The sequence below is a fragment of the Paenibacillus sp. Marseille-Q7038 genome, assembly GCF_965111595.1.
The window spans coordinates 1146209-1170763 of record NZ_CBCOOM010000002.1 but is presented as its reverse complement, the minus strand read 5'-3'; the positions used below and the strand labels follow the sequence as shown (position 1 = coordinate 1170763).

The following is a 24555-nucleotide window of genomic DNA, read 5'->3' as shown; positions in this document are numbered from 1 at the left end:
ATTTTAATTAACTGTAATCCATATAAAGAATATGATAACCATTGCTACTTGCAAAATGATCTTCATGACGGTACTTGCAAATAAACCTAACACAGAACCAAATCCAACTTTCGCTGATTTTTGAACCGTCGATCCACCAATCAGTTCACCAACAAAAGCGCCTAAGAATGGTCCAATCACAAGTCCAAAAGCCGGGATCACAAAAGGTCCGATAATTACACCAATCGTACTGAGTGTGGTCGAAAGCTTTGAACCTCCGTATTTCTTCACACCCCAGGCATTTACTACGTAGTCTGCCACAAAAAGCACCACGACGATCAGTGTTTGGATAATCCAGAACCAGACTCCAAATTCTTCGAATCCGAAGAACCATCCATATACGAAAAAGGCTAAATAAATGGCCAGAGCGCCAGGTAAGATGGGAAAAATCGCTCCCGCAAGTCCAATCGCAAACAGTAGAATAACAAGAATCCAACCAAGGATTGTCATCAGGCGATTATGCCTCCTTCAAAATATAGTCTCGTATCACTTCCACAATTCCATCTTCATTATTCGTGCCTACTACGAGATCTGCTGCTTCTTTTACCGTTTCCTGTGCATTCCCCATAGCGACTCCAAGTCCTGCTGCTTGAATGACAGCAAGATCATTCAGACTGTCGCCTACCGCAACCACCTCTTCCATCGTAATTCCGAGCAGTTTACATACTTCCTCAATCCCGCTAGCTTTAGAAATACCTGCCGGATTAACTTCAAGGTTCGTTGTTGAAGAATTCGTAACCTGAAGACCGCCCAGATCCTGAAGCTCCATTAAAATCTGATGACGGACCTCATTATTGTCGGTTGTATATCCGAATTTCAGCCACTCATGATCGTAGATGGATTCCACCCACCGCTCACTGTTAAACAGCTTATCTACGGAATAAGCCCAGAACCAGCAATCGTGCTTGATAGCAATCTCATGCATTTTAGATACCAGTTCCGGATCAAGCAGGGTTCTTACTTGCAGTTCATTCGGTGATTTCCATACTTCGCTTCCGTTCACCGTAACCATCGGTGTATCAAGGCCGAGTTCCTGGCCATAAGGGAGCGCATGATGAGCAGCACGTCCTGTAGATAGACATACATGAATACCCGCTTTCATCGCCTTATGAATCCAGCTAGACGTCTCATGAGAGATTTCATGTTCATCCGTAAGCAGCGTGCCATCCATATCCAAAGCAAGTAATTTATATCGATATTGATTATTCAAAATAGTATCCTCCTTTTATTCTCTTATCCATCCATTCTTTCTCTTTATTGTCTGTTATGAATCACAATACATATCGCATTTTATCATAAACAAGGAAATGCAACAAAAGAGGTTCACATGTTATAGAGTCATTTGTGAGACATATATAGAAAAGAGCAGGTGGTTTTCACCTGCTCTTTTCTATGCATTTATTTTATTCCTATGCATTTCACATCTATTCCATATTACAGTTGTACTTCCCTGCTTCCCTTACCTCGCATGATTCTCCGAACGAGAACACCATGAAGCGGCGAGAACAGAAAAGCAAGTACGAAAAATCCACCTGCCGAAGCTACCATGCATCCCGCAATCGAAGCATCAAGCAGGAAGGCTGTATAATATCCAGCAACGGAGCTTGCTGCTCCGATCAGAACACTAAGAATCAGCATGACACCAAGACGGTCGGTCAATAGATAGGCTGTTGCAGCAGGAACAATGAGCATCCCGACAACGAGAATAGCGCCTACGCTATCAAAAGAGGCAACCGAAGTCATGGAGACCATCCCCATGAGTAAATAATGAAACAATGCCACCGGAATACCGCTTGCTGCGGCAAGTGCTGGATCAAACGAACAAAGTTTGAATTGCTTATAAAATAAAGTTAGTAAGACCAAAATGACAACCAGTGTGATCCCAAGCATCCATACCGCCCTTGGCCCTACGTCAACACCGCTTACAGTCAGCTGATCCCACTGAACATAGGCTATTTCTCCGAAAAGAACATGATCGAGATCTAGATCAATATTTTGTGCGTTCAAGCTGATTAAGATAACGCCTACGGCAAAGAGAGACGTAAAGACAATCCCAATCGATGCATCGGATGATAGTCCGCTCGACTGTAAAGATTGAATGAGAAAAACAGCAATGAGTCCAAGAGCAGTAGCCCCCACCAAAATCCACAGCGACTCACGCCCGCTGATTAGAAAGGCAATCGCAATCCCAGGCAGCACAGCATGACTAATGGCATCCCCGACCATGGCCATCTTTCTAAGCACAAGAAAGGTCCCAAGAAGCGCACAGGCGGAGGAAACGAGTATCGCGGTGAGTATAATCCAAAATCCTGACATGATGATCCTCCTCTACTTCCTAATTTCAGCCCGCTGCTTACTTGACTGCTGATTATAATCTGTCTTCACTCTCCGCCCACGAATGGCTCTTGCAATCAGTCCTCTGTCCGGGGCAAAAAAAACAGATATCACAAATAATCCGGTTGCAACGAGTACGGTTACCGGTCCTGTAGGCAAATCTGGTGTGGTCGCACTAATCAACGTACCGATCACTCCACTAAGGGCTCCGAATAATCCAGCCAAAGCAACCATCAGACCCAGCCGATGTGTCCAGTATCTAGCCGCTGCAGCGGGGGTAACGAGAAGTGCAGCAACTAATACTACACCAACAACCTGAACACCTGCTACAACTGCAATTACCGTGAGGAACAGTAGTAGCTGCTCCAGTAATCCAGAAGGATACCCCATTCCCCTAGCAAATCCAGGATCAAAACTAATTAACTTGAATTCTTTAAATAAAAGACAGCATACAACAAGCAGAAATATAGAAACGCCAAGCATCGTATAGACATCGCTTCTAACCATAGAAGCCGCTTGACCAAACATATATTTATCCAGTCCGCTCTGACTACCATAATCCCCGTGCTGAATGCGAGTTAACAACATAACTCCTACACCAAAAAATACGGATAATACGACTCCGAGTGCCGTGTCTTGTTTTATACGGGAATATTTTGTTATAACTGATATTCCCACTGTTGCAATAATTCCCGAAACGAGAGCACCCAGCATAAATAAGAAAGTTGATTTTATCCCGCTTAACATAAAAGCAATACAGATCCCTGGGAGAGCGGCATGGGCTAACGTATCTCCAATCAGACTTTGCTTACGAAGATAAGTAAATGATCCCACCATTCCGCTGCTAAACCCAAGCAGCATCGAACCAAGCATGATCCACCTTGCATTTGGATCTGTCATAATGGAGATTATCCAGTTCATCATACCTACTACTCCTTCCACTTCTCCGCAGCGGCTGACTGACCAATCATCGCAATACGGCCGCCATATGTTTTATGAAGCATCTCTGATGTGAAAGTGGTAGGTGTTGGACCCGCTGCTATTAACTTTCCGTTCAGCAATATGACATGATCGAAATATTCCTCTACTGTGGCAAGGTCATGATGAACGACAAGCACTGTCTTCCCTTGTTCCTTCAGTTCGCTCAGCAAGGCGATGATCGCCTTCTCTGTAGTCGCATCCACACCTGCAAATGGTTCATCCATGAAGTAGATATCCGCATCCTGAGCAAGGGCTCTTGCCAGGAATACACGTTGCTGCTGTCCACCAGACAGCTGACTAATCTGACGGTTATAGAAATCGGCCATCCCTACTTTTTTCAGACAATCCATTGCGATTTCTTTTTCTTTTTTCCCAGGTCTCTTAAACCAACCCAGTCTTCCGTACCTACCCATGATCACTACATCAAGGGCATTCGTTGGAAAATCCCAATCCACGGATTCTCGCTGCGGTACATACCCAATTCTTTTGCGCTGTTCTTTATAGGATTTTCCGTATATCTTGACATCCCCACTGAGGGAGGGCACTAGACCCAGCGCTGCTTTAATCAGTGTTGATTTGCCGGCTCCATTGGGTCCTAATATTCCTATTAATTTCCCTTCTGGTACGGAGAATGTGATGTCTTCGAGCACCGGTTTTTTATGATAGGCAACGGCCAGATGTTGAACAGAAAACGGAAATTGTCCTTCACTAGATTCTGACAGGTTTATGGTGTCTTCCTGCGTAATTATGCCCATTTTCTCCACTCCTCTTATCCTTGTGTATACTATTTCAAAGCTTCAACGATAACCTTCGTATTACTTTTTACCATACCAATATACGTCCCCTCTTCGGTTCCTTCTTGGCCCATCGCATCAGAGTATAATTGCCCGCCAATCGTAACCGTATGACCTTTCTCTTTTGCCCCCGCTACGATCGCTTCCATTGCTTTAGGTGAAATACTGGATTCTACAAAAACCGCTTTAATTTGGTTGTCTACAAGAAAATCCCTCAGCTCACTAACATCGTTTACACCAAATTCAGCAGATGTACTGATTCCTTGTAAACCAAGCACTTCAATATCGTAAGCCTGACCAAAGTATCCAAAAGCATCATGTGCTGTGACGAGTACCCGAGCTGCTTTAGGAATGGAAGCAATGCTTTCGCTGACTTCTTCGTGCAATTCTTGCAGCTTCGCTATATACGCATCAGCCTGATCATTGTAGTCTTTTGCATGTTCAGGATCTGCCTCAATGAGGGTATTCCGAATTGTATCCGTAACCTGTATCCACTTTGTCACATCGAACCATACATGAGGATCTGCTTCTTCCTTATCCCCATAAGGAACCATGAGCAGCTCGCTTTCTGGAATATCTTTGGTTACCTCAGTCACGGTCTTAGATTTGCCTAGGTTGATTAGAATATCAGACATCTTCCCTTCAAGATGCAAACCGTTATATAAAATGAGATCCGCTTGTTCCAATTTTCTAATATCTCCTTGAGAAGCTTTATACAAATGGGGATCCACTCCTGGTCCCATAAGCCCGGTTACTTCTACATGATCCCCGCCGACTTCTTTAGCAGCATCTGCAATCATGCCCGTTGTGGTTGTAATCTTTAATTTTTCCGTTCCCTCGTTTTCTCCAGCTTCACTTGATGTACCGCAAGCGGTTAAAACCATGATCGAACTCACCACCACAGCCATAACGATTCGATTCCATTTACTCCTCTTTTTCATAGTCCACTCTTCCTCTCTAAGTTAATTAGGCGATTTCCAAAACTCATGTCTTTACCATGTACAAGTTGTTTAACCTATAACAATTAATTTATATATAACCAATTAAGTTTCCCTAAGGCAAATTTTATTGGAGACAAAATAAAAAAGCAAGAGAAATTTTCTCTTGCTTGTCTTAGATTCGGCTACAAAACGGCTGTAGCCTATATATAATGATGTAAAATTAACGATCACTTTGTTTAAAAATATGACCATTATTATTTTTCTTTCTTTACCTTCTCTTTTTTGGGTATACCATCTAATCCATAGTACTCATCATACGCATCGAAAATTTTGCGAGCGATTGGCGCAGCACTAACCGATCCAAAGCCGCCTTCCGGAATCATAACTGCGACCGCAAGTTTTGGATTTTCACGAGGAGCAAAGGCAATAAACACTCCATTATCCACCGTCACCGCTGCCCTACCATTTCCTGGATAAATCCTTTGTTGAGAAGTACCTGTCTTCCTTGCAAAATCATAAGGGAAACCATCAAAGCTTGTTCCTACATTGGTTGCCATCGCGCTTCGGATCAAATCCCAATGCGCATCGTTAAACTTTGCTTCATTCAGTACTTTAGGTTTTATTTTACGGATAACATTCCCTTCGGAATCCCTAATCTCACTGACAAGATGTGGTTCCATACGTTTTCCTTTATTCGCAAGCATTCCTACGTACTGAGCAAGCTGCATTGTCGTGTATTTTCCCTGTTGGCCAAAGGATGCGAAAGCAAGAGATGCCAGCGCCGTTTGTCCTTCCTGATTATATTCAATATATCCACGATATTCGTTTGGTAGATCGACCCCTGTTTCTACCCCAAGTCCGAACTCTTTCATATATTTATCCCAGATTTCGACTCCCTCGCTGCCGTAACGGTTCCAAAGTCCTTCCCCAATCAAATCCACCATAAAAGCATTGGATGATCTGCGAATAGCCTCCCGTGGAGTCAATCTTCCCATCACTGCACCACCAGAGTTCCCTACTCTTGAGCCATCCCGTCCAAATTCAGCATATCCCTTATCTGGATAACTCGTCGAAGGGCTGATCAGTCCTTCTTTAAGACCAATCAGAACACTAAGAGGTTTGATCGTAGAACCTAGTAGAACTACAGACTCCGGTGTATTCGTTTGATCGGTTGGAAAAAAAGATCGTATTGTGCCATTTTGATATACATTCTTGATTTCGTCATATACCTTAGGGGAAACTCCACCGTTCTCCCATACGTTCGTATCGTAATCCGGCATGCTTGCCATAGCAATTACATTTCCGGTATCGACTTCCATAGCTACAGCATAGCCTGTCTTTGCATTACGTGATTCTTTTCTTCCACTCGTACGCAGCGCTTTAATCTGATCTATAATAGCCTGTTCCGTTATCCGCTGCACATCTTTATGCAGATTTGTATATAGATCGTTCCCTTTCTTAGGAGCAACCATCTCTCCTGGACCTGTCGGCATATTTCGCATGTCAACCGGTATTAGCTGATATCCTGACTCCCCGCGAAGTTCCTTCTGATATTGCAATTCAAGCCCGCCAAAGCCAACATTCTCATTCTCCTGATAAAAAAGACCTGGATTTTCTAGACCTACTTCTGAATTTTGTTCACTAATCTTCTTATAGAAAGAATCATCCTTGGCTCCTTTATATTTAAACAAGTATCCAACCGTTTGCGTAGCAAGCGTATCTTTATGGTATTTACGCACCGTTTCTTCGATGATTTGAATCCCTTTAAACTGATCTTTATTCTGCAAGAAGTAAGCTACTTCTTTATCTGATAAATTGCTTTTAATAAGACGAGGGACATATCCACCGAATTTGGAATAATTCAGATCGAGACCCTCTATAATCTGCCCAGCTGTGATTTCCGGGGCATCCTTGTCCCCATATTTCGTAAAGACATCTGCTATCTTTTCGGCCATTAAATTCATTTCAATTCTTCCCGCTGTAGGAATCCCATTCGACAATCCATAATTCTCGTATAAAGAAATATATAAGGAATGCGAGGGCTCTGAATAAGCCAGCGGTGTATGAGTAGAATCATAGATCGTCCCTCGGATCGGCATCATGGGTACTGCTCTTTTGTTCTCACCTCGTTCCAGATTCGACAGTTCTTCCCCTTCTACAAACTGTATAAATGCAAGTCGCACGATAAGAACACAAAATAATGTAAAAACAGCAAAAAAGGAAATATTCATACGAAAAGTCCGTCTCCGCTCGATCTTTATATTCTCTTCATCCTGTTCATAACGATTCATCATTGGTCCCCCCATAGATAAAACACTAACTGTACATACGCTCTAATTATACCAACATTTACCACCATTGTACAAAAAAGAAGACGCCCTTTGCTTTTCTGCAAAAGACGCCTTTTTATCCATCTATTCGTTTTGTGAAGTTTCTTCATCGTCTTGCGGGTCCCCTTTAGGAATACCATCCAGACCGTACACTTTATCATATGCATCAAAAATTTTACGAGCAACAGGAGCCGCACTGCTGGAACCAAAACCACCTTCCGGCATCACGACGGCTACAGCCAGTTTCGGATTATTGCGCGGTGCAAAAGCTATAAATACACCATTATCAATCCTATTTTTTGTCCCATTGTAAAAAATATCTTGCTGCGAGGTACCTGTTTTTCTAGCGAAGTCATATTGGAAACCTGAGAAGGCCATATCTACATTCGTTGACATGCCGCGATGGACCGTATTCCAGTACTCATCTGCAAAATCCACTTCATTGAGTATTTTAGGCTCAATTTTCTTCACTACATTTCCTTCGGAATCACGAATTTCTTTGATAAGATGCGGTTCCAACCTTTTTCCTTTGTTAGCAAGCATCGTTGTGTATTGAGCAAGTTGCATGGTCGTATACTTACCCTGCTGTCCAAAAGATGCGAATGCAAGACGAGAAAGAGCTGTTTCCTTTTCATTCTTATACTCAATTTGCCCCTTAAATTCACGCGGTAAATCTACACCTGTCTCAACACCAAGACCAAACTCTTTCATATGCTGATCCCAGATATCAATTCCTTTACTGCCGAACTTGTTATACAGTCTTTCACCGATCATATCCACCATAAACGCATTCGAGGAGTGTTTAATAGCTGTATCCGGAAAAAGCAGTCCATACACATGATTCTGTGAGTTTCGTACTCTAGAATCGTCACGACCAAAAAGGGCATATCCTACATCTTGATAGGCCGTATTTGTACTAAATAGACCTTCTTTTAAACCGATTAAAACACTAAGTGGTTTAATCGTAGAACCCAAGAGAACCGTCGATTCCATCCTTCTTCTCGAATCATCCGGCGGGTACGATTCGGTTGTCCCGTTACGATAAATGTACTTGATTTTGTCATAATCCCATTCATCATTGGGGTCGTAATCCGGCATACTTGCCATTGCCACAATATTCCCTGTATCTACTTCCATCGCAACAGCATAACCCGTTGTAGCATTAGGATGTAATTTACCGGAGACAGGATTACGATGCAGCCAGTCGAGCTGATCCAGAATCGCTTGTTCCGTTTCTACCTGAATATCCTTATTGATGGTAGATACGATGTCATTTCCTTTCTCAGGAGCCTGAATCACTGTACCTTCTTCTGGAAGATTCAGTGGATTGATTGGAATTTGACTATAGCCTGCTTTACCGCGAAGTTCATCCTGATACTGCATTTCAAGGCCATCTACACCAACCGACTCCAGTTCCGAATACACGAGCCCTGGTTCGGTTTGATCTTTATTCAATTCATCTAATTCTTTATATTTCTCGAGAGTTTTTGAGGTCTTAAACGTTTTGAGGTAGCCGATTGCTTGTACAGCAACTGTATCCTCATCATATTTTCTTACCGTTTCTTCGATTACGCTGACACCTGGAAACTCTTTTTTATGTTGCAAAAAATAAGCGATCTCTTTTTCTGATAAGTTACTCTTAATCAGCCTAGGTGTATAGCCATGCGTTTGTCGATAATTGAGATCCATTGCCTTTTCGATATCCGCTGCTGTTATTGTTTCCGCACTTGGGTCTTTATACTTTTCAAAAACTTCAGCTAGACGTTCAGCCATCTCCAGTGCCTCTTCATGGTTTGGATTAACCGAACCGTCCGTCGGCTTACTATAATTTTTATATAAAGTAATATACAGTGACTGAATAGGCTCTGAATAAGCCAGTTTCACCTCACCCGTAGAGTCAAGTATGGAACCCCTTACCGGTAGTAGCGGTATATTCTTAGTCACACTGCCGCTCTCCTGCTGGGCGAGCTCCGGTCCTTCTACAAACTGAAGCACAGCAAGCCTAATGATAATAATAGAAAAAATAATAAAAGAGCTAAAGAAGAAAAAATTCAGACGAAAACTAAAGCGGCGCTTATTTGAGAGTTCTTCTTTTTCGTGATTTTGCTGCTGCGTCATACCATACCTCACTTTTCTTTCTGTTCCATAGATATCCTTTTTTTATTCTACCACAACTGTTGTCCAAATTTCTCTTTTGCTGATTACAATTTCGTCATAAAACGACAAAACAGCGTGTGCCTCATTAACGTGGCACACGCTGTTTTTATCATGGTATATTACAAATGGCTATTTCATAGCCTATTCACCGGAATCACCTTGTTCAGAAGCATCACTTTCAGCTTGAGAATCTTGAATTTTCGGTGTTCCATCAAGGCCAATATATTGATCATAGGCATCATATATTTTACGTGCGATAGGCGCTGCACTGACTGAACCAAATCCCCCTTCAGGCACAACAACAGCAATGGCAAGCTTGGGATTGTCTCTAGGAGCAAATGTAATAAATACGCCGTTTTCGACGAGTTCTCCGCCTACACTTTGCTGAGATGTTCCTGTTTTGCGGGCAAAATCATACGGGAATCCCTCAAATCCTTGAGCATTACTATTCATCCCTGCTTTGATTTCATCCCAAAAAGAAGAATCAAATTCAACGGTGTTTAGTATTTCTGCACCAAATTCTTTCACTACATTGCCTTCTACATCCGTAATCTTGCTAGCAATTTGTGGTTTTAAACGTTTCCCTTCATTCGCAAGCATGGCTGCATACTGAGCAAGCTGAAGTGTGGTGTACTTTCCTTGCTGCCCGAAAGAAGCATAGGCAAGTGCTGACTGCGAACTGCTATTCTCTGCTTCATTTATATATTCGCGAAGACCTGACTGTTCATTAGGTAAACCACTCTCTGTCGATACCCCTAGCCCAAATTCCTTCATGTATTTATCCCATACCTCAACACCATCTGCACCATACTTCTCATATAATTTATTACCGACCATCTCTACCATAAATGCATTAGAGGAGTGCTCAATAGCAGAAGCAGGATCGATCAAACCATAAGCGTGACTCCCCGAATTTCGAACGGAAGTTTCATAACCCTTCTTACCAAACTTCCCTACCCCCACGTCATTATATAAAGTAGATGTTGTAAATAAATTTTCTTGCAGACCAATGAGAACAGATAATGGCTTAATAACGGAACCGAGCAGCACCGTGGAAGAGGGATGTTTATAACTCTCCTCTTTACTGCTGTAGGACTGATACACTTCGCGAATTGCACCATTTGAAGCATAAGGAGCAATATTATTAAGTTCTTCTTGTGTCATGCTTCCTTTTGTCCAAATGTTCGGGTCATAGTCTGGCATACTTGCCATCGATACGATCTTACCTGTGTCCACTTCCATGGCTACTGCAAATCCCGTTTTGGCATTTGGTGCTTTTATACTAGAATTACTTGTCGTTTGCAAATATTCCAATTGGTCCATAATTGCCTGTTCGGTAGCCAACTGGACATCTTTATTAATAGATAACCAAACGTTATTCCCTTTTTTAGGAGCCGTAATCTCTGCTTCGCCAGAAATTTGATTTTGTGAGTTAACCGGGAATGTCTTAACGCCCTTTGTTCCTCTTAATTCCTCTTGAAACATAAACTCTACACCATCATATCCGACTTCCTCGTCATCCAGATATTGAAGCTTAGGGTCGGTTTCTTCCTTGGCTTTCAGATAATAACCGAGCCCATAATCCGGATCAATAACGGAACGAAATGGCTTCATATATCCTACAGTTTGTACGGCAACCGTATCCTCGTTATAACGTCTTACGTTTTCTTCTACCACTTCCACGGTTGGAAACTCATCCTTATGGGATAGAAAATAGGCAATCTCTTCATCTGTCAGATCCGTCTTAACTCTTCTCGGCGTATACCCAAAATTCTTACGATAGGAGATATCAAGAGCTTCCTCAATATCAGCTTCTGTCATTGTTTTGCTCGAATCTCCATAAAGATCAAAGACATTTTTGAGACTCGAAACCAGCTCTTTTAATTCATCTTTGTTTTCTTCACGGGTGTAGTTTTTATCTAAACTCACATATAAAGACTGAGTTGAGGTGGAATAGGCAAGGCGATTCTCACCCGTAGAGTCAAATATCGTCCCTCGAATGGGTGAAAGAGATACACTTTTCGTTGCGACACTTGCTTCTTCTTTTTTTAGCGTAGGACCCTGAACCAGCTGCAGATAAGCCAGCCTGATGATCAGTACACCAAAGATTAAAAAGGTTGCAAGAAAAAAGACATTTAGTCGAAAAGTGAATCTTTTCTCCTCAACAATCTTTTTTTTCATATGTGGGTCTGTTTCCTCTTTGCTCATTCCTAAACTATCCTTTCTAACTGCGGTTTAACAAATACATTATAAGGACTGATCTTTAATATGGGTGTCATAGAAGTTAGATGGATTAAACCAATTCCCACTATTCGCCCAAGTTGGATCAAGAGGTACCCACTCATCTGTTTCACTTAAATATACTTCGTTCCATGCATGAGCACCGTATCCGCCTTGTCCATTATATCCAAGACCTGTAATGACTTTTACATCCAATCCTTGTGACCGGGCCATAACCGCGTATAGCCTTGCATAGTCAATGCAAACACCTTTCATCGTTTGAAAAGTATCCTGCGGTGTTTGCTCATTCCATATGCCTCTTTGTTCATAGTCCTCTACTTTGCCGTAGTCATATTCAACACGAGTACCTACCCATTGATAGAGCGCCTTTGCCTTTTCTTCATCAGTGGCCGCGTTCTCTGTTACTTTAGCAGCCGCTCCTTCTATATCCTTAGGAATACTCCGATCGATCACTTCATATCTTCGTTGCATAATGCCGGTTAGTTCATTTTTTGCCGCTTGGGTAATGACAGGAAGCCGTTCCTTGATCAGTGTTCCCGAGAGCGGTTCAATCACTTTTTTGGCACCCTGCTGATATAAAGGGGAAGATTCCACATAATTACTAAATGCACTTCCTGGATATAGACTCACTACTATAAATAACAGCGCAATTACCAGAATGCTCCTCGCTACGCCGACAACAACTCCGAAAACAGCACCAAGAAGGCGGCTAATCATTCCTGGATCCTTACGAGATCTGGTATTCGACCTTCCAAGACCCAGCCCTGTAAGCAAACCACCAATTACAGACAGAACAAAACGTATCACTGCATAACTAATCATAAATAGAACAGCAAATCGCATTAACGGAAAATCAGTTAGCCCGGTAATGGCAGTATAATAAATTTGCTCCCATACTTTCAAATCCCGATTCGGTATATTCTCACTATGTTGTGCTAGCCACGTTTGAACAATTGGAGATAACTTCATAGAAAGGAAAAAAGCACTAGCTAGACCGATGACGGTAAACATCCCTTCCGTAACCAGGTTTACCAGCGCTCCTGCTGAGCGTGAAGCTCCTCTTGCAAATCCTTGGATCAGTGATACAAGGAGAATGACCAATAGAACAAGCGTGACCACATTTCCGTTCAAAAGGCTATCGATCCATGATTCGAACATGTTTTCACCCCTGTTATTCCTATACTTATATTTATCTTTATTTAGTTTTGTGCGGTTTCCATATACTCTTTCACAGCTGCATTATTAATACTCCACTCACCTACAGATACACCGCGCAGACTTACTTTCACTTTATCTTTGCCTTGTTCCCCTGTAACTTCCACATTGGGACTCGTAATTGTAAACGTTCCATCTTTGTGAAGAACATAGGTAGCTTGCTTCGCTTCGTTCTGCATCAGTTCTTGTGCCTCTGTCTTCACCGTTTCCACAGTAGACGAACTTACATCCGTAACTACATCTTTGATCTGGTCTAAAGAAACACCGCTGTATATGATCAGTGCGGCCACAATTACAAGAACGATAGCCCACTTGAGTACCGTCTTAAGTACATTAATGACAATAAACAATAAGATCAAAGCAACAATAATAACCAGCCAATTTTGCTGTACGAACTCTTTCCATACTTCTAAATCCATTATGATCATCCACCTCCCGAACTCCATTGTTATGAGTTCCCGAATATTATACATGATTACCGATACTGCTGTCAGCTAAGCACCGGTTTACGCAAAAATACGGTATAAGACTGTCCTATTAGGCGTACAAGTATATCATACGATGTTCTAGGCTATATATTGAAATGGGAGGTGCTGTTTCCTTGAAAACGGCCATATGGCTTTATTTATTTCTATTTTTAGCCTTCTTTGATTTACATGCACAGTATCCTATTCTTACGCCTTTTGCAATTTCATTAGGCGCAGCTCCCACCTTTATTGGTTGGATGATGGGCATTTATTCCTTAACCCATCTACCGGGAAATCTGATTGCAGGCACACAAATCGATAAGTATGGAAGCAAGCGTTACATTATTTTCAGTCTAACAACAGCTGGGATCCTTTTACTACTTCAAGCCTATGTTGAAACCCCTTGGCAGTTGCTTATTTTACGGGCACTCAGCGGATTTGTTCTTGCTTTTCTCTCCCCCGCCTGTATGACTCTGCTTGCTCAGTTGTCGTCTGACCCAACAACGCAAGGAAAATATATGTCAGGACATGGTGTAGTCCATACACTGGCTTCTGTGGTCTCTCCCGCAGCGGGTGCCTTCATTGTTGCAGGTATTGGCTTCTCTGGGGCTTTTCAGAGCCTTGGAATTCTATTGATCGTTACTGGACTGATGGCTTTTTTCACGATTCCTGCCATGAATACAGCCAGTACGCAGAGTACCAAAGTGCTGCCTCCGATGGAAGGTCGATTCCTTCCCATATCTTGGCGTTACTTTGTTTTACCCTTAGTCATTGCATGCTCTCAGGGCGTTCTATTCTTTGAACTCCCCCTCCGAGGCAGCGGATCAGCTTCCATTTTATCAACAGGCCTCTTATTCTCCATTATCAGCTTAGGAGCACTCACTACACTTAGTATGTTATTTCTCAATCGTTATTCAACGAAGCTTCGTCTTGCCGCAGGCGTATTACTTATGGCAATCAGCTTCTTTCTGCTCGCTTCTACACCCGAATTGCCTTTATGGCTGATCCTATATGTCCTTGGTACATCGAAAGGTATTATCTTCCCAGCACTAGCTACCATGTTTGTACAGCTAAGCGGTGGAGCTCGGCTTGGACGAATTTTTTCCATTCAATCTATTGCCACTTCATTAGGTTCGTTTGTAGGTCCCATCGTATCAGGACAAATTCGTATGGATATCTCTCCTTACTTCCTAGCTTTCCTTGTCCTCATGATTGGTCTCTTGTTTTTACCATTTTCTAAACAGGTGCGTACCTCCACACTTACTCCGGAACCAAAACACATCTAATAAAAAGATCAGTCCATTAATGGACTGATCTTTTTGCATGAAATCCGTACTTTGCGATAAAATAGAACATAAACATTTCCCGGGGAATTTCGAGTCCATATGCGAATAAAACAAGAGGTGAAGTATACGATGCCGATTCATGTCATTGTGGAAGGTAAAAATGATCGCAGCAAACTCCGTCGGTTGTTACAACCCGAGATTTCTATTTTATGCACGTATGGAACACTCAATAGCATGAAGCTAGAGAAGCTTCGTAAACAGATTCAATATGATGAGGTTTATTTGTTTATGGACAATGACAGCTCTGGAAAACGTATTCGAGGTGAACTCAGAGATACTTTCCCGGATGCAGAACATATTTATACCAGACGAGGATATGCAGGGGTGGAAGGTACGCCTGATGAGTATCTTATTGCCCAGTTAGAAAAAGCAGGACTCGATGAATACATTATCTACCCTGAATTTCAGCAACCATTTCAGTAAATAAAAAAGCTGTGCCTTTAATGGACACAGCTTCTTCACGATACAGTATATAGTGATTATTCACTCACTACATTTCTAACGTCTCTTGCAATGATCTCCGGTGCAGCCTCTTCTGTATTAGAAGCATTATAGATTTTGCGTATATTGTTATCTTGATCCACCAATGCAATCAGATTAGCATGTACGAAATTATCTACGCTGTTTCCTTCAATGAGAATTTTAAATGATTCTCTTGCTAACTGTTTTGTCTCTTCTGCATCTCCCCTCAGAAAATACCAGCCAGAATAATCTGCTTTGAACCGATCTCCAAAAGCTTTAATAGTTTCTCTAGTGTCAACTTCTGGATCAAATGATATGGAAACAAACGAAGCATCCTTGCCAAACGTCCCATCTTCCTTCAAAAGTTCCTGTATCTGAGACATGCTAAACGTCGTCACCGGACATACATCAGGACAACTTGTAAAATAAAAATAAAACAGACGTGTTTTCCCTTGCGTATCTTCTAGCGAAACCGTGCTTCCATCCACATTTTCCATTGAAAAACTTTCTACTTTTCCTAACTTGGGATACTCTTCTTTTCCAAAATCGAGTGCATTATAAATGAGATAACCTGCCATAACTGCTGCAATCAATAATAATATCCATGTCCATATGTACTTTTTGAAAATCAAAAAGATCCGCTCCTTCTTCAATGAATGGTTGATGAAAATGATGTAGGAAATGTACAACTTACAATATTCATAAACTATGTAACATTTTTGAAGTCGAAGAGTAAAAAAGGAGGAGGCCCATCCAGTTTGGAGCGGGTCTCCCTCTTATTTCATGATTAACGCTAAGTTACTTGGTGTAATAAAAATAGATATTGTTTTTGAAACAAAGTCATTCTCTTATTTATGAACCGTATCTAGAATCATAAGAAGAAAACTGATCGTTAGGTAATTAATCGAGAAGAAAAACATTTTTTTGGCCCAGGCATCGGTGTCTTTTGCTTTGAAACCTTGGAAGCCGTAAAATAACCATATCAACGATAAAACTAACGAAACAATCATAAACACAAAACCTGTGTAATTGTACACATACATCAAAATCGGTACAGGGACTAGAAGGATAATATAAGGAATCATCTGGATTTTTGTACGTTCGATACCTTTTACTACAGGAAGAAGCGGATATCCTCCAGCACGATAATCTTCTACCCTGCGAATTGCCAGTGCCCAGAAATGTGGAGGCTGCCATAGAAACAACAAAGCAAACAAAAGTAGAGCACCTAGATCAAGTGTTCCTGATGCAGCTACATATCCGATAACGGGTGGTACCGCACCGGAGAATCCACCTATGGATGTACTCCATGTAGATGAACGCTTCAGCCATAAGGTGTAAATGATAACGTAAATGAACATCCCAAAAATACCAAGGACGCCTGCAAGCCAGCCGGAATAGGTAAACAAAACTACAAGTCCCAAAATTCCTAAGCTGACCGCATAAGTAAGCACTACCTTCGGGCTGAGTTTCCCAGTGGGTAGTGCTCGATTACGAGTTCGTTCCATTTTTTTATCTAATTCACGATCAAAATAATTATTGAACACACAGGATGAGGCCATTACGAGCATCGTCCCGATCATGGTAATAATCATTCTTAAATAATCAACATCCCATTGAGATCCAAGCCAAAAACCACCAAATGCGGCAACCAGGTTTGTTCTCAGAATTCCCGGCTTTGTTAATACTACAAAATCTTTCCATGTTGCAGATTCTCTCGGCGGCGTAGGCCGTGCGGGGATCGCTGCTGTATCGGAAGATGCCTGATATCTATTATTCACGCTTGTAAATCCTCCTTACGATGAACGTCTTATTGGAGAAAAATATTATTGCCTCCGATATAAATTTTATCATAACAAATAAGGAAAGTCTTTGACAAAGATCATTGAAATATGAATAGGCTATGACAAATTTCCTATTTGTGAGGTAAGTTATTGGAATATCATGTACCTTTATGGCAAAATACGAGCATTGTAACTTTTCTTACTTGAATAGAGATTTCCTCAATAGGGCATTAAATAATTTAGTATCTTTATCATTACAAAGTAACAATCTCAGCAGAATTTATGATTTAGTTACCAAAAAGGAGAGTACCTACATGGATACAGCTACACATTTTGTTATGGGCTTTGGTCTTGCTGGCCTGAGCTTCGTTGACCCTGTCGTGGCCTCAAATCCAGAACTGGCCGTTGCCGTCATGATTGGCACCGTTGCAGGGTCACAAGCTCCAGATAGTGATACCGTTCTTCGGATTAAAAAAAATAATGCTTCCTATATAAGAAACCATCGAGGGATAACTCATTCGATCCCCTTTCTATTTATATGGACAGCGCTAATTACTGCCGTTATTTCCTTGTTATTCCGAGACATACCGATCCTGCATGTTGCGTTATGGACGGGAATAGCCGTATGTGTTCACGTATTTACCGATGTATTTAATACATACGGTACACAAGCTATGCGTCCTTTTACAGAGAAATGGATTTCGTGGAATATCATTCATATTTTTGATCCCGTTCTTTTTACAACCCATGTGATCGCTATTTTATTCTGGTTCTTTGGAATTTTCGATCCTGCACCTACTTTTATTGTCCTATATTCATTCTTGGCTCTCTATTACGTCTGGCGTACACTGGTTCATCATTCCAAAACGAAACAAGTAAGAAAGATGGATACCTCATCCGTACCTGAAGATAAGTATTATGTGATACCTACAATTCACTTAAACCGCTGGCATGTGGTAAAAGCTCACAAAGACGGCAGCTACGAGATTGGGAAACTAGACGGACATCTCCTCGTGTGGAGTAAGCGTGCCGTATCCTCAGATCATCCTGCTGTTGAGATTTCTAAGTCTCATCCAGACATTCAGGCATTTCTATATTTTACTTCCTTTGCTGTTGCAGAGGTTGAAGAATTAAGTTTTGGCTATTTTGTTCGATGGGGAGATGTAAGGTATCGTCATCGTAAACAGTATCCCTTTGTTGCCTGTATGGTAATGGACAAAAATTATGAGCCGATCAGCACTTATGTAGGCTGGCTTAGTGAGGATAAGATGGAGAAAAAATTATCCCTTGGCTCTCACATCTAAGTATCAAAAAAAGAAAACGGCCCTTAGAGGCCGTTTTTTTATGCTTGACGGAATACACCGCTTTCATGCAGAATCAGCTACATAGGCAACACAAAAAGCTTGGACGGTAGGAATACCGTCCAAGCTCACTAATTTTGATTATGGAGTTACATTTATTTGCTTTGACCAGACAATTGCTGTTCAGCGATTTGCACTAGACGTTTTGTGATATATCCCCCGAGTGAACCTGTTTCGCGGGAAGTATAGTTACCGTAGTAACCATCCGCCGGAATTGTTACGCCCAGCTCTTGAGCAGCTTCCAATTTAAGTTGTTGAAGTGCAGCGTTCGCTTGTGGAACTACCAAATTGTTAGAACGAGATCCTGATGCCATGTGTGTAATCTCCTTTCGCTTCGCGCGTGATATGTGCTGTTGCAAGCTTGCAAGATTATTATGGCTCTCTCTCGAAAAGCTATACTTCTTTTTAAAAATATTTTTTTGGAGGTACTTTCACATGAGTAAAGGTCTGTCTCTTTGGTTTGCCGCTTCTTCTATTATATTACTTATGGTCACCGCAGTTTCACTTAGCCATTCCTTATGGTTAGCTCTACTCTTTAGTATTTTAGCCATCTGCAATATCGGCTGGGGATTCATCATCAAGGCAAAACGAAATCGTGCTGAGATGAACCAGTCTTAGATTTTAAACAACAAAACCCATCCGTTTTTTCACTTCTGTCAGATTGGCAGCGGCGATCTCTCTTGCCCGCTCAGCAGATTCATTTAGAATACGCATCAACTCATCGGACTCACGAATCTCACGGAATCTCTCCTGCATCGGTTCAATAACAGAAACCACCACTTCCGCAAGTTCCTTCTTGAAAGCCCCATACATTTGTCCCTCATACTGTTTTTCGATCTCTTGCAGTGAGAGTCCGGAACATTCGCTATAAATACTCATTAAATTACTGATCTCCGGTTTGTTCTCAGGATCAAATCGGACCGTACTGTCTGAATCGGTTGTTGCACGACTGATTTTTTTACGAATGTCTTTAGGTGTATCCAAAAGCGAGATATAGCTTCCTGGATTTGGGTTACTCTTACTCATTTTTTTAGATGCATCATCCAGAGACATAATTCGTGCCCCTACTTTTGGAGTATAGATTTCAGGAATGGTAAAGAACTCTCCATAACGACGATTAAACCGCTGAGCAAGGTCTCTAGTTAGTTCCATATGCTGCTTTTGGTCATCTCCAACGGGTACAAGATCCGCATTGTAGAGCAGAATATCAGCTGCCATCAAAGAAGGGTATACAAAAAGTCCTGCACCTACGGATTCTTTGCCTGCCGATTTATCTTTAAATTGGGTCATACGTTCAAGCTCACCCATCGCTGTCAGCGTAGTCAGCATCCATCCGAGTTCTGCGTGCTGAGGAACATGAGATTGCAAGAATACATTTGCTTTCTTTGGATCAATTCCAGCAGCGAGATACAAAGCTGCAACATCTTTAGATTGTTCGTAAAGCGCAGCTGGGTCCTGGGTAACCGTAATTGCGTGCAAGTCTACAACTACAAAATTACAATGATACTCATCTTGTAACTTAACGAAATTTTTCATTGCCCCAATATAATTCCCTAGGGTTAGTTTTCCACTAGGTTGAATACCCGAGAATACCGTTTTCATTCTTTATTCCTCCTATAATTCATCTCATTCAAAAATAAAACAAAATACAAAAAAGGCCCCACATCCCGTGAAAGGGACGTGAGACCGTGGTGCCACCCTAATTTGCTGCTTACTTGCACATAGAAAACTGCTCATAAGCAACCTTATCTTCCTTAACGCGGATTAGTCGTCCTGACCTACTAAAGAAGCATCACTTCTCGTTAAGCCAGGCTCTCCAGGGTCCATTCAGTCAAAGTCCGCAACACCGATTCGCATCAACCATCGGCTTTCTGAAGTTGCCATCACTAAGCTTACTTATCCCTATCAACGATTATAAGTTATATACTTGCTTTATCATAATCATGATAAAGTTCTCATGTCAACATGAAATATGAGAAGCAGAAATCACATAAATTTCATTTGTGAAATCCAAGTCCCTTTTTACTACAGATACAATTATCTGTTATGATAGACATACGTGTAAGATGCTTAAGATCTTTCGTGGGAAAAGGAGCAAAAAAGATGAAACAAGTGACCAAAGGGCTTTGGAACGGCTATGATACTTATATTTTGCACAGTCGTGATCTTGAAGTCACCCTGCTACCCCGCCTCGGTAACAACATTATATCCATTTATGATCGTATTCAAAACCGGGAAGTCGTTCGTAAACCTGACGAACAGGATCTCGCTTTTTATCTTCAGAAACCTTACCATTTTGGTGTTCCGATGTTGATCCCCCCAGGGCGTATTCACCTGGGTCACTTTGAATATGAAGGCCAAGAATATCAATTTGCTCAAAATTCCGTAAATAATAACCATATTCATGGACTTCATCGTACACAGCCTTGGTGTGTTAGTGACATAGAAGAAGACGAAGATGGATGCACCGTAACAACGGAATGGAAGACAAGTGAAGATGAACTCTGGATGAAGCATTTTCCTATTCCTATGACATTTTCCATGACTTTTAGACTGCAAGGTTCTACTCTCACACAGCAACTTCGCGTTACCCATCAAGGTGATCATGCAGCACCGTTTGGTATGGGATACCACACTTGGTTTATGCTCGATGGAGAGCCACAGCGTTGGAATATTAAACTTCCGGTGAATGGAATTTATCCGCTGAACGAAGATTTACTTCCAACTGGAGATTTAGAGGGTTTGGGTTCTCTTGCCGGTTTGCCTAATGGGGTAAATCTGGCAGGACAGAATTTAGATACCATATTCAGGTCAAATCGTGAACATGACACTGCATATCTTACGCGTAATGATGGTTATGCCATTAAATATACAGCGAATAAAGATTCTTTTTTACATTGGGTATTATTTACCAAAGGAGAAAGCAGTGATTATTTGTGCATTGAGCCTTATACTTGGTTGCCTGATGCTCCCAATATCGAGAGAAATGCAGACTTCACAGGACTCCTACATATGGAGCCAGGTCAGACCATTGAACTCTTTACACAGATTGAAATCATTCAACCTGCAGAACCAGAATAATAAAAAGTTATCTTACAAATAGACAGCTATATCAGCTGTCTATTTTTGCTTTATACACTTGTATTTTACAACAAGTTGACCTTGGCTTTTACCTCAAATTTTAACCCGAATTTCACTTCAGACTATACCTTCTATTTCCACTTGTTACCTGCTTGTTTTTTGAGTATATTTTCTCTTCCTAAAACCATACTAATCTCACAAAGCACAAAAGGAGGTGACAACACATGGCATCAGGATCTCGTTCTAACAATTTGGTAGTTCCACAAGCAAATGCTGCACTTCAACAACTTAAATTGGAAGCAGCACAAGAACTAGGCGTAACAATTCCGGCAGATGGTTACTACGGTAACTATACTTCCCGTGAGACTGGATCTCTCGGAGGTTATATCACAAAACGTCTGGTACAAATCGCTGAACAGCAATTGGCTGGTCGTCAATAAACGTCGTTATCTTTTCATAAATCTAGCTAGGTTCCACGCAAGAATCTAAGCGGGTTAACGAAGCGGTCTTCTCTTTTCGAGAGGGCCGCTTTGTTATTATGATGGACCTAATTGAACATCTGTATATGTAGTACGCGGGTAGCGAATCATCAAACTAGCAAGGTTATAATTGGATTCTAAAGTTGAATCTACAACAATCATGTCATTTCTAACGGCGAAATCATAAGTGATTTCTCCATGCGTCCAGTGTTTTTTTAACTTAAGTGATTCTAGGGCCATAAGCCGAAAAGAAGACCTTTGCGATTCTGTGAGTCCTTTTGGAGAACTCTCCATCCCTTTTTTCATAGGTACAGGATAATGTCTAATCCCGAATTTACCTATTACATTATTTCGGATTTGCACAAAAACAATTCCTGAATCAAGACCTGTAAGTTCACCATCAAGTGCTCTAAAGACAATATCCAATTGTCTAGGTAGAGAAAGCTGATCAATTGAGATCATATACACCATCCTCTTATACTTTTAGCCTATGTATATAGGGCTTGTGACTCATTATATGTCAAATTTTTCTATTTTACAACAAATTTATGCAAATAATATCGGTTTTTTTATTTTGTGAACACATTTCGACAAATATCAACTATAAATTAATAAATTTTTATAAACCAAAGAACCTCAGCATCGCTGCTAAGGTCCTATTTATTCACGTCTATTATAGGTTCTCAGTCATATGAAGGAATTGCTCAATATCAGCTATACATAGATCAGCAGCTCCCTGCCAGAAATCAGGTTTTGTTACATCTGTTCCTAAATGTTTATCAGCAAGTTCCTCTACCGTCATTCGGCCGGTATCCCGCAATAAATTGTCATATTTTTCAGCAAATGTAGCTCCTTCTTTTTGAGCCTGTGCATAAATTCCTGTACTGAACATGAAACCAAATGTATAAGGAAAATTATAGAATGGGACTCCCGTGATATAAAAATGCAACTTCGATGCCCAGAATGTGGGATGATATGAACCTAGAGAGTCACAGAACGCTTCCCGCTGTGCTTCTTCCATTAATTCAGACAATTCCTCTGCACTGAGAAGACCTTCCTTCCGTTTCTCATAGAAACGTGTTTCGAAGAGGAAGCGAGCATGAATATTCATAAAGAAAGCAACCGTATTCTGAATTTTTTCTTCCAGTAAAGCAAGCTTTTCTTTTTCGTCTGCTTCTTGGATCAGTGCATCTGCTACAATCAGCTCTGCAAAAGTAGAAGCCGTCTCTGCTACGTTCATAGCATAGCTTTGATTCAAGATCTCCATATCATCCATTACGTGCTGATGATAACCATGTCCAAGCTCATGGGCTAGTGTGGACACATTCGAGGCAGTACCTGCATAAGTCATAAAAATACGCGTTTCCTTGCTTACAGGAAGCGATGTGCAGAACCCTCCAGGTCGTTTACCTGGGCGGTCCTCAGCCTCAATCCACTGTTTATCAAAGGCCATCTGTGCAAAATCAGCCATCCGAGGGCTAAATTTACGGAATTGAGATACAATACTTTCCGCCGCTTTCTCGTAAGAAATCGTTCCTGTTGATTCACCGATAGGTGCGGATACGTCAGCCCAGGATAAACGCTGAGTTCCAAGAAGCTTTGCCTTGCGTTCCAGATATTTTACAAGGGCTGGTTTCGCGCGTGTTATCACATCCCACATCGCATCAAGGGTCTGTGCAGACATTCGATTAATCGCAAGTGGTTCTTTGAGAACGGAATCCCAACCTCTTCTCTCATACAGTTTCAAACGAAACCCGCCGAGATGATTGAGGGTATCAGCACAGTAATCTGCCACCTCACTCCAAGCTTTTTCCCAATTCACTAGCATCGTTTCACGTACTTCGCGATCGGGATGCTGTAATTTATTCGCTGCTTGTCCCGCTGACAAGTATGTTGTTTCCCCATTCTCTTCATAAGGAACCCGCACTTTACTTACGATCGTATCATAGAAATCTCCCCAACCATGGTAACCATCCACGGCAAGATCAAGTGCTAAGCTTTCCAGTTCAGGTGCCATTTTTTCTTTCGCTTCTTGACGGCTCTCATTCATAACAAAAGAGATGGGCATGATCTCAGGACGCTTCATCCACCCAGTCCACACTTCGTCATCCGTTTGTTGCAGCAAGCTGTCAAACCTGGTCTTCACACTCGCTAACTGGGCGTGTAGTGAAGCAATTCTGCCCGTGAGCTGTACCGCTTTTTTATCATCTTGATTCTCTGCACCAAGGCATGATACAAAGGCAGAACCTTCCGATAATCGTGCAATAATATCTTGAAGCTGATCAATCATTCCATCGTAAGCATATGTATCTTCTATTGTCACAGGAACTTTTGTATCAGCCACTTGTGTATTTAAACTTGCGATATCCTGCTCTAGTTGTTTAAGATAAACAGCAAAGGTTTCCGATGAGGAACCTCCGCTAAAAATCGTTTCCAAATCCCATGTTTGACGCAGTGTTTTACTCATACTTTTGCCACCTCTTTTATTTATTTTTCAAAAAACATCAAGAAACAGGTTTGAACAACCCCTGTTCAAGGTGTAT

The 24555-nt window shown here is 41.5% G+C and carries 23 protein-coding genes and 1 other annotated feature; of the genes, 6 read left to right on the top strand and 17 right to left on the bottom strand.

Annotated elements, in window-relative coordinates; genetic code table 11:
* Positions 1 to 3: 3 nt before the first annotated feature.
* The 11 genes from ACWPWY_RS22710 to ACWPWY_RS22660 form a co-directional block, all read right to left on the bottom strand.
* Positions 4 to 489, bottom strand: coding sequence for a DUF456 domain-containing protein (locus ACWPWY_RS22710; protein WP_454193757.1), 486 nt, complete (start codon positions 487 to 489; stop codon positions 4 to 6).
* Positions 490 to 496: 7 nt separating this feature from the next.
* Entirely contained in the window at positions 497 to 1252 is a 756-nt protein-coding gene (locus ACWPWY_RS22705; RefSeq protein WP_454193926.1) for an HAD family hydrolase, read from the bottom strand.
* A 221-nt stretch (positions 1253 to 1473) separates the two neighbouring features.
* Complete coding sequence (locus ACWPWY_RS22700; RefSeq protein ID WP_454193756.1) at positions 1474 to 2355, bottom strand: metal ABC transporter permease; 882 nt, start codon at positions 2353 to 2355, stop codon at positions 1474 to 1476.
* A gap of 12 nt (positions 2356 to 2367) precedes the next feature.
* The gene (locus ACWPWY_RS22695; protein WP_454193755.1) at positions 2368 to 3297 is read right to left on the bottom strand and encodes a metal ABC transporter permease; all 930 of its coding nucleotides are present in this window, start codon (positions 3295 to 3297) and stop codon (positions 2368 to 2370) included.
* A gap of 5 nt (positions 3298 to 3302) precedes the next feature.
* Positions 3303 to 4109 carry a metal ABC transporter ATP-binding protein gene (locus ACWPWY_RS22690; protein ID WP_454193754.1) on the bottom strand — a complete coding sequence of 269 codons (807 nt, stop codon included), beginning with the start codon at positions 4107 to 4109 and terminating at the stop codon, positions 3303 to 3305.
* A 29-nt stretch (positions 4110 to 4138) separates the two neighbouring features.
* A complete protein-coding gene (locus ACWPWY_RS22685; RefSeq protein ID WP_454193753.1) occupies positions 4139 to 5089 on the bottom strand; it encodes a metal ABC transporter solute-binding protein, Zn/Mn family in 951 nt (316 codons plus the stop codon).
* A gap of 254 nt (positions 5090 to 5343) precedes the next feature.
* Entirely contained in the window at positions 5344 to 7383 is a 2040-nt protein-coding gene (locus ACWPWY_RS22680; RefSeq protein ID WP_454193752.1) for a peptidoglycan D,D-transpeptidase FtsI family protein, read from the bottom strand.
* A gap of 120 nt (positions 7384 to 7503) precedes the next feature.
* Complete coding sequence (locus ACWPWY_RS22675) at positions 7504 to 9537, bottom strand: peptidoglycan D,D-transpeptidase FtsI family protein (RefSeq protein WP_454193751.1); 2034 nt, start codon at positions 9535 to 9537, stop codon at positions 7504 to 7506.
* A 180-nt stretch (positions 9538 to 9717) separates the two neighbouring features.
* Positions 9718 to 11784, bottom strand: coding sequence for a peptidoglycan D,D-transpeptidase FtsI family protein (locus ACWPWY_RS22670; RefSeq protein ID WP_454193750.1), 2067 nt, complete (start codon positions 11782 to 11784; stop codon positions 9718 to 9720).
* A gap of 39 nt (positions 11785 to 11823) precedes the next feature.
* Positions 11824 to 12975 (bottom strand): transglutaminase domain-containing protein, encoded by a 1152-nt coding sequence (locus tag ACWPWY_RS22665; RefSeq protein ID WP_454193749.1) that lies wholly within the window; start codon positions 12973 to 12975, stop codon positions 11824 to 11826.
* Between the two features lie 41 nt (positions 12976 to 13016).
* Complete coding sequence (locus tag ACWPWY_RS22660) at positions 13017 to 13451, bottom strand: hypothetical protein (RefSeq protein WP_454193748.1); 435 nt, start codon at positions 13449 to 13451, stop codon at positions 13017 to 13019.
* A gap of 182 nt (positions 13452 to 13633) precedes the next feature.
* Here ACWPWY_RS22660 and ACWPWY_RS22655 point away from each other — a divergent pair, with 182 nt between their 5' ends.
* Together ACWPWY_RS22655 and ACWPWY_RS22650 are read left to right on the top strand one after the other, a co-directional pair.
* Entirely contained in the window at positions 13634 to 14785 is a 1152-nt protein-coding gene (locus ACWPWY_RS22655; RefSeq protein WP_454193747.1) for an MFS transporter, read from the top strand.
* Between the two features lie 129 nt (positions 14786 to 14914).
* Positions 14915 to 15268 carry a toprim domain-containing protein gene (locus ACWPWY_RS22650; RefSeq protein ID WP_454193925.1) on the top strand — a complete coding sequence of 118 codons (354 nt, stop codon included), beginning with the start codon at positions 14915 to 14917 and terminating at the stop codon, positions 15266 to 15268.
* A 56-nt stretch (positions 15269 to 15324) separates the two neighbouring features.
* Here ACWPWY_RS22650 and ACWPWY_RS22645 read toward each other — a convergent pair whose 3' ends face one another.
* Positions 15325 to 15885, bottom strand: coding sequence for an SCO family protein (locus ACWPWY_RS22645; RefSeq protein ID WP_454193924.1), 561 nt, complete (start codon positions 15883 to 15885; stop codon positions 15325 to 15327).
* Positions 15886 to 16155: 270 nt separating this feature from the next.
* Positions 16156 to 17088, bottom strand: a complete 933-nt coding sequence (gene cyoE / locus ACWPWY_RS22640) for a heme o synthase (RefSeq protein WP_454193746.1) — start codon at positions 17086 to 17088, stop codon at positions 16156 to 16158.
* A gap of 317 nt (positions 17089 to 17405) precedes the next feature.
* On the opposite strand from cyoE, the gene ACWPWY_RS22635 reads away from it, so the two are divergent.
* On the top strand, positions 17406 to 18395 hold the full coding sequence (locus ACWPWY_RS22635) for a metal-dependent hydrolase (RefSeq protein WP_454193745.1): 990 nt from the start codon (positions 17406 to 17408) through the stop codon (positions 18393 to 18395).
* A gap of 152 nt (positions 18396 to 18547) precedes the next feature.
* Here the strand turns inward: ACWPWY_RS22635 and ACWPWY_RS22630 are convergent, their stop codons facing one another.
* A complete protein-coding gene (locus ACWPWY_RS22630) occupies positions 18548 to 18766 on the bottom strand; it encodes an alpha/beta-type small acid-soluble spore protein (RefSeq protein ID WP_191801928.1) in 219 nt (72 codons plus the stop codon).
* 121 nt (positions 18767 to 18887) lie between these two features.
* On the opposite strand from ACWPWY_RS22630, the gene ACWPWY_RS22625 reads away from it, so the two are divergent.
* Entirely contained in the window at positions 18888 to 19070 is a 183-nt protein-coding gene (locus ACWPWY_RS22625; RefSeq protein WP_454193744.1) for a hypothetical protein, read from the top strand.
* Between the two features lie 3 nt (positions 19071 to 19073).
* Here the strand turns inward: ACWPWY_RS22625 and trpS are convergent, their stop codons facing one another.
* Positions 19074 to 20054 (bottom strand): tryptophan--tRNA ligase, encoded by a 981-nt coding sequence (gene trpS / locus ACWPWY_RS22620; RefSeq protein ID WP_454193743.1) that lies wholly within the window; start codon positions 20052 to 20054, stop codon positions 19074 to 19076.
* 69 nt (positions 20055 to 20123) lie between these two features.
* Positions 20124 to 20370 (bottom strand) — a binding site (T-box leader).
* A 185-nt stretch (positions 20371 to 20555) separates the two neighbouring features.
* Between trpS and ACWPWY_RS22615 the strand changes: the two genes are divergently transcribed.
* Positions 20556 to 21533, top strand: a complete 978-nt coding sequence (locus ACWPWY_RS22615) for an aldose epimerase family protein (protein WP_454193742.1) — start codon at positions 20556 to 20558, stop codon at positions 21531 to 21533.
* A gap of 224 nt (positions 21534 to 21757) precedes the next feature.
* A complete protein-coding gene (locus ACWPWY_RS22610) occupies positions 21758 to 21973 on the top strand; it encodes an alpha/beta-type small acid-soluble spore protein (RefSeq protein ID WP_191801921.1) in 216 nt (71 codons plus the stop codon).
* A 96-nt stretch (positions 21974 to 22069) separates the two neighbouring features.
* On the opposite strand, the gene ACWPWY_RS22605 is transcribed toward ACWPWY_RS22610, so the two are convergent.
* Positions 22070 to 22474, bottom strand: coding sequence for an O-methyltransferase (locus ACWPWY_RS22605; protein WP_454193741.1), 405 nt, complete (start codon positions 22472 to 22474; stop codon positions 22070 to 22072).
* 211 nt (positions 22475 to 22685) lie between these two features.
* The gene (locus tag ACWPWY_RS22600; protein ID WP_454193740.1) at positions 22686 to 24479 is read right to left on the bottom strand and encodes a M3 family oligoendopeptidase; all 1794 of its coding nucleotides are present in this window, start codon (positions 24477 to 24479) and stop codon (positions 22686 to 22688) included.
* Positions 24480 to 24555: the final 76 nt, after the last annotated feature.

Bases quoted from the DNA above. Each gene is read 5' to 3' on its own strand.
- ACWPWY_RS22680 (WP_454193752.1), bottom strand. From the start codon at position 7,383: ATGATGAATCGTTATGAACAGGATGAAGAGAATATAAAGATCGAGCGG.
- ACWPWY_RS22605 (WP_454193741.1), bottom strand. From the start codon at position 22,474: ATGATCTCAATTGATCAGCTTTCTCTACCTAGACAATTGGATATTGTC.
- ACWPWY_RS22710 (WP_454193757.1), bottom strand. From the start codon at position 489: ATGACAATCCTTGGTTGGATTCTTGTTATTCTACTGTTTGCGATTGGA.
- ACWPWY_RS22615 (WP_454193742.1), top strand. From the start codon at position 20,556: ATGAAACAAGTGACCAAAGGGCTTTGGAACGGCTATGATACTTATATT.
- ACWPWY_RS22645 (WP_454193924.1), bottom strand. From the start codon at position 15,885: ATGGCAGGTTATCTCATTTATAATGCACTCGATTTTGGAAAAGAAGAG.
- ACWPWY_RS22650 (WP_454193925.1), top strand. From the start codon at position 14,915: ATGCCGATTCATGTCATTGTGGAAGGTAAAAATGATCGCAGCAAACTC.
- ACWPWY_RS22635 (WP_454193745.1), top strand. From the start codon at position 17,406: ATGGATACAGCTACACATTTTGTTATGGGCTTTGGTCTTGCTGGCCTG.
- ACWPWY_RS22625 (WP_454193744.1), top strand. From the start codon at position 18,888: ATGAGTAAAGGTCTGTCTCTTTGGTTTGCCGCTTCTTCTATTATATTA.
- ACWPWY_RS22610 (WP_191801921.1), top strand. From the start codon at position 21,758: ATGGCATCAGGATCTCGTTCTAACAATTTGGTAGTTCCACAAGCAAAT.
- ACWPWY_RS22690 (WP_454193754.1), bottom strand. From the start codon at position 4,109: ATGGGCATAATTACGCAGGAAGACACCATAAACCTGTCAGAATCTAGT.
- ACWPWY_RS22660 (WP_454193748.1), bottom strand. From the start codon at position 13,451: ATGGATTTAGAAGTATGGAAAGAGTTCGTACAGCAAAATTGGCTGGTT.
- ACWPWY_RS22700 (WP_454193756.1), bottom strand. From the start codon at position 2,355: ATGTCAGGATTTTGGATTATACTCACCGCGATACTCGTTTCCTCCGCC.
- ACWPWY_RS22630 (WP_191801928.1), bottom strand. From the start codon at position 18,766: ATGGCATCAGGATCTCGTTCTAACAATTTGGTAGTTCCACAAGCGAAC.
- ACWPWY_RS22685 (WP_454193753.1), bottom strand. From the start codon at position 5,089: ATGAAAAAGAGGAGTAAATGGAATCGAATCGTTATGGCTGTGGTGGTG.
- ACWPWY_RS22670 (WP_454193750.1), bottom strand. From the start codon at position 11,784: ATGAGCAAAGAGGAAACAGACCCACATATGAAAAAAAAGATTGTTGAG.
- ACWPWY_RS22600 (WP_454193740.1), bottom strand. From the start codon at position 24,479: ATGAGTAAAACACTGCGTCAAACATGGGATTTGGAAACGATTTTTAGC.
- ACWPWY_RS22665 (WP_454193749.1), bottom strand. From the start codon at position 12,975: ATGTTCGAATCATGGATCGATAGCCTTTTGAACGGAAATGTGGTCACG.
- ACWPWY_RS22695 (WP_454193755.1), bottom strand. From the start codon at position 3,297: ATGATGAACTGGATAATCTCCATTATGACAGATCCAAATGCAAGGTGG.
- trpS (WP_454193743.1), bottom strand. From the start codon at position 20,054: ATGAAAACGGTATTCTCGGGTATTCAACCTAGTGGAAAACTAACCCTA.
- ACWPWY_RS22675 (WP_454193751.1), bottom strand. From the start codon at position 9,537: ATGACGCAGCAGCAAAATCACGAAAAAGAAGAACTCTCAAATAAGCGC.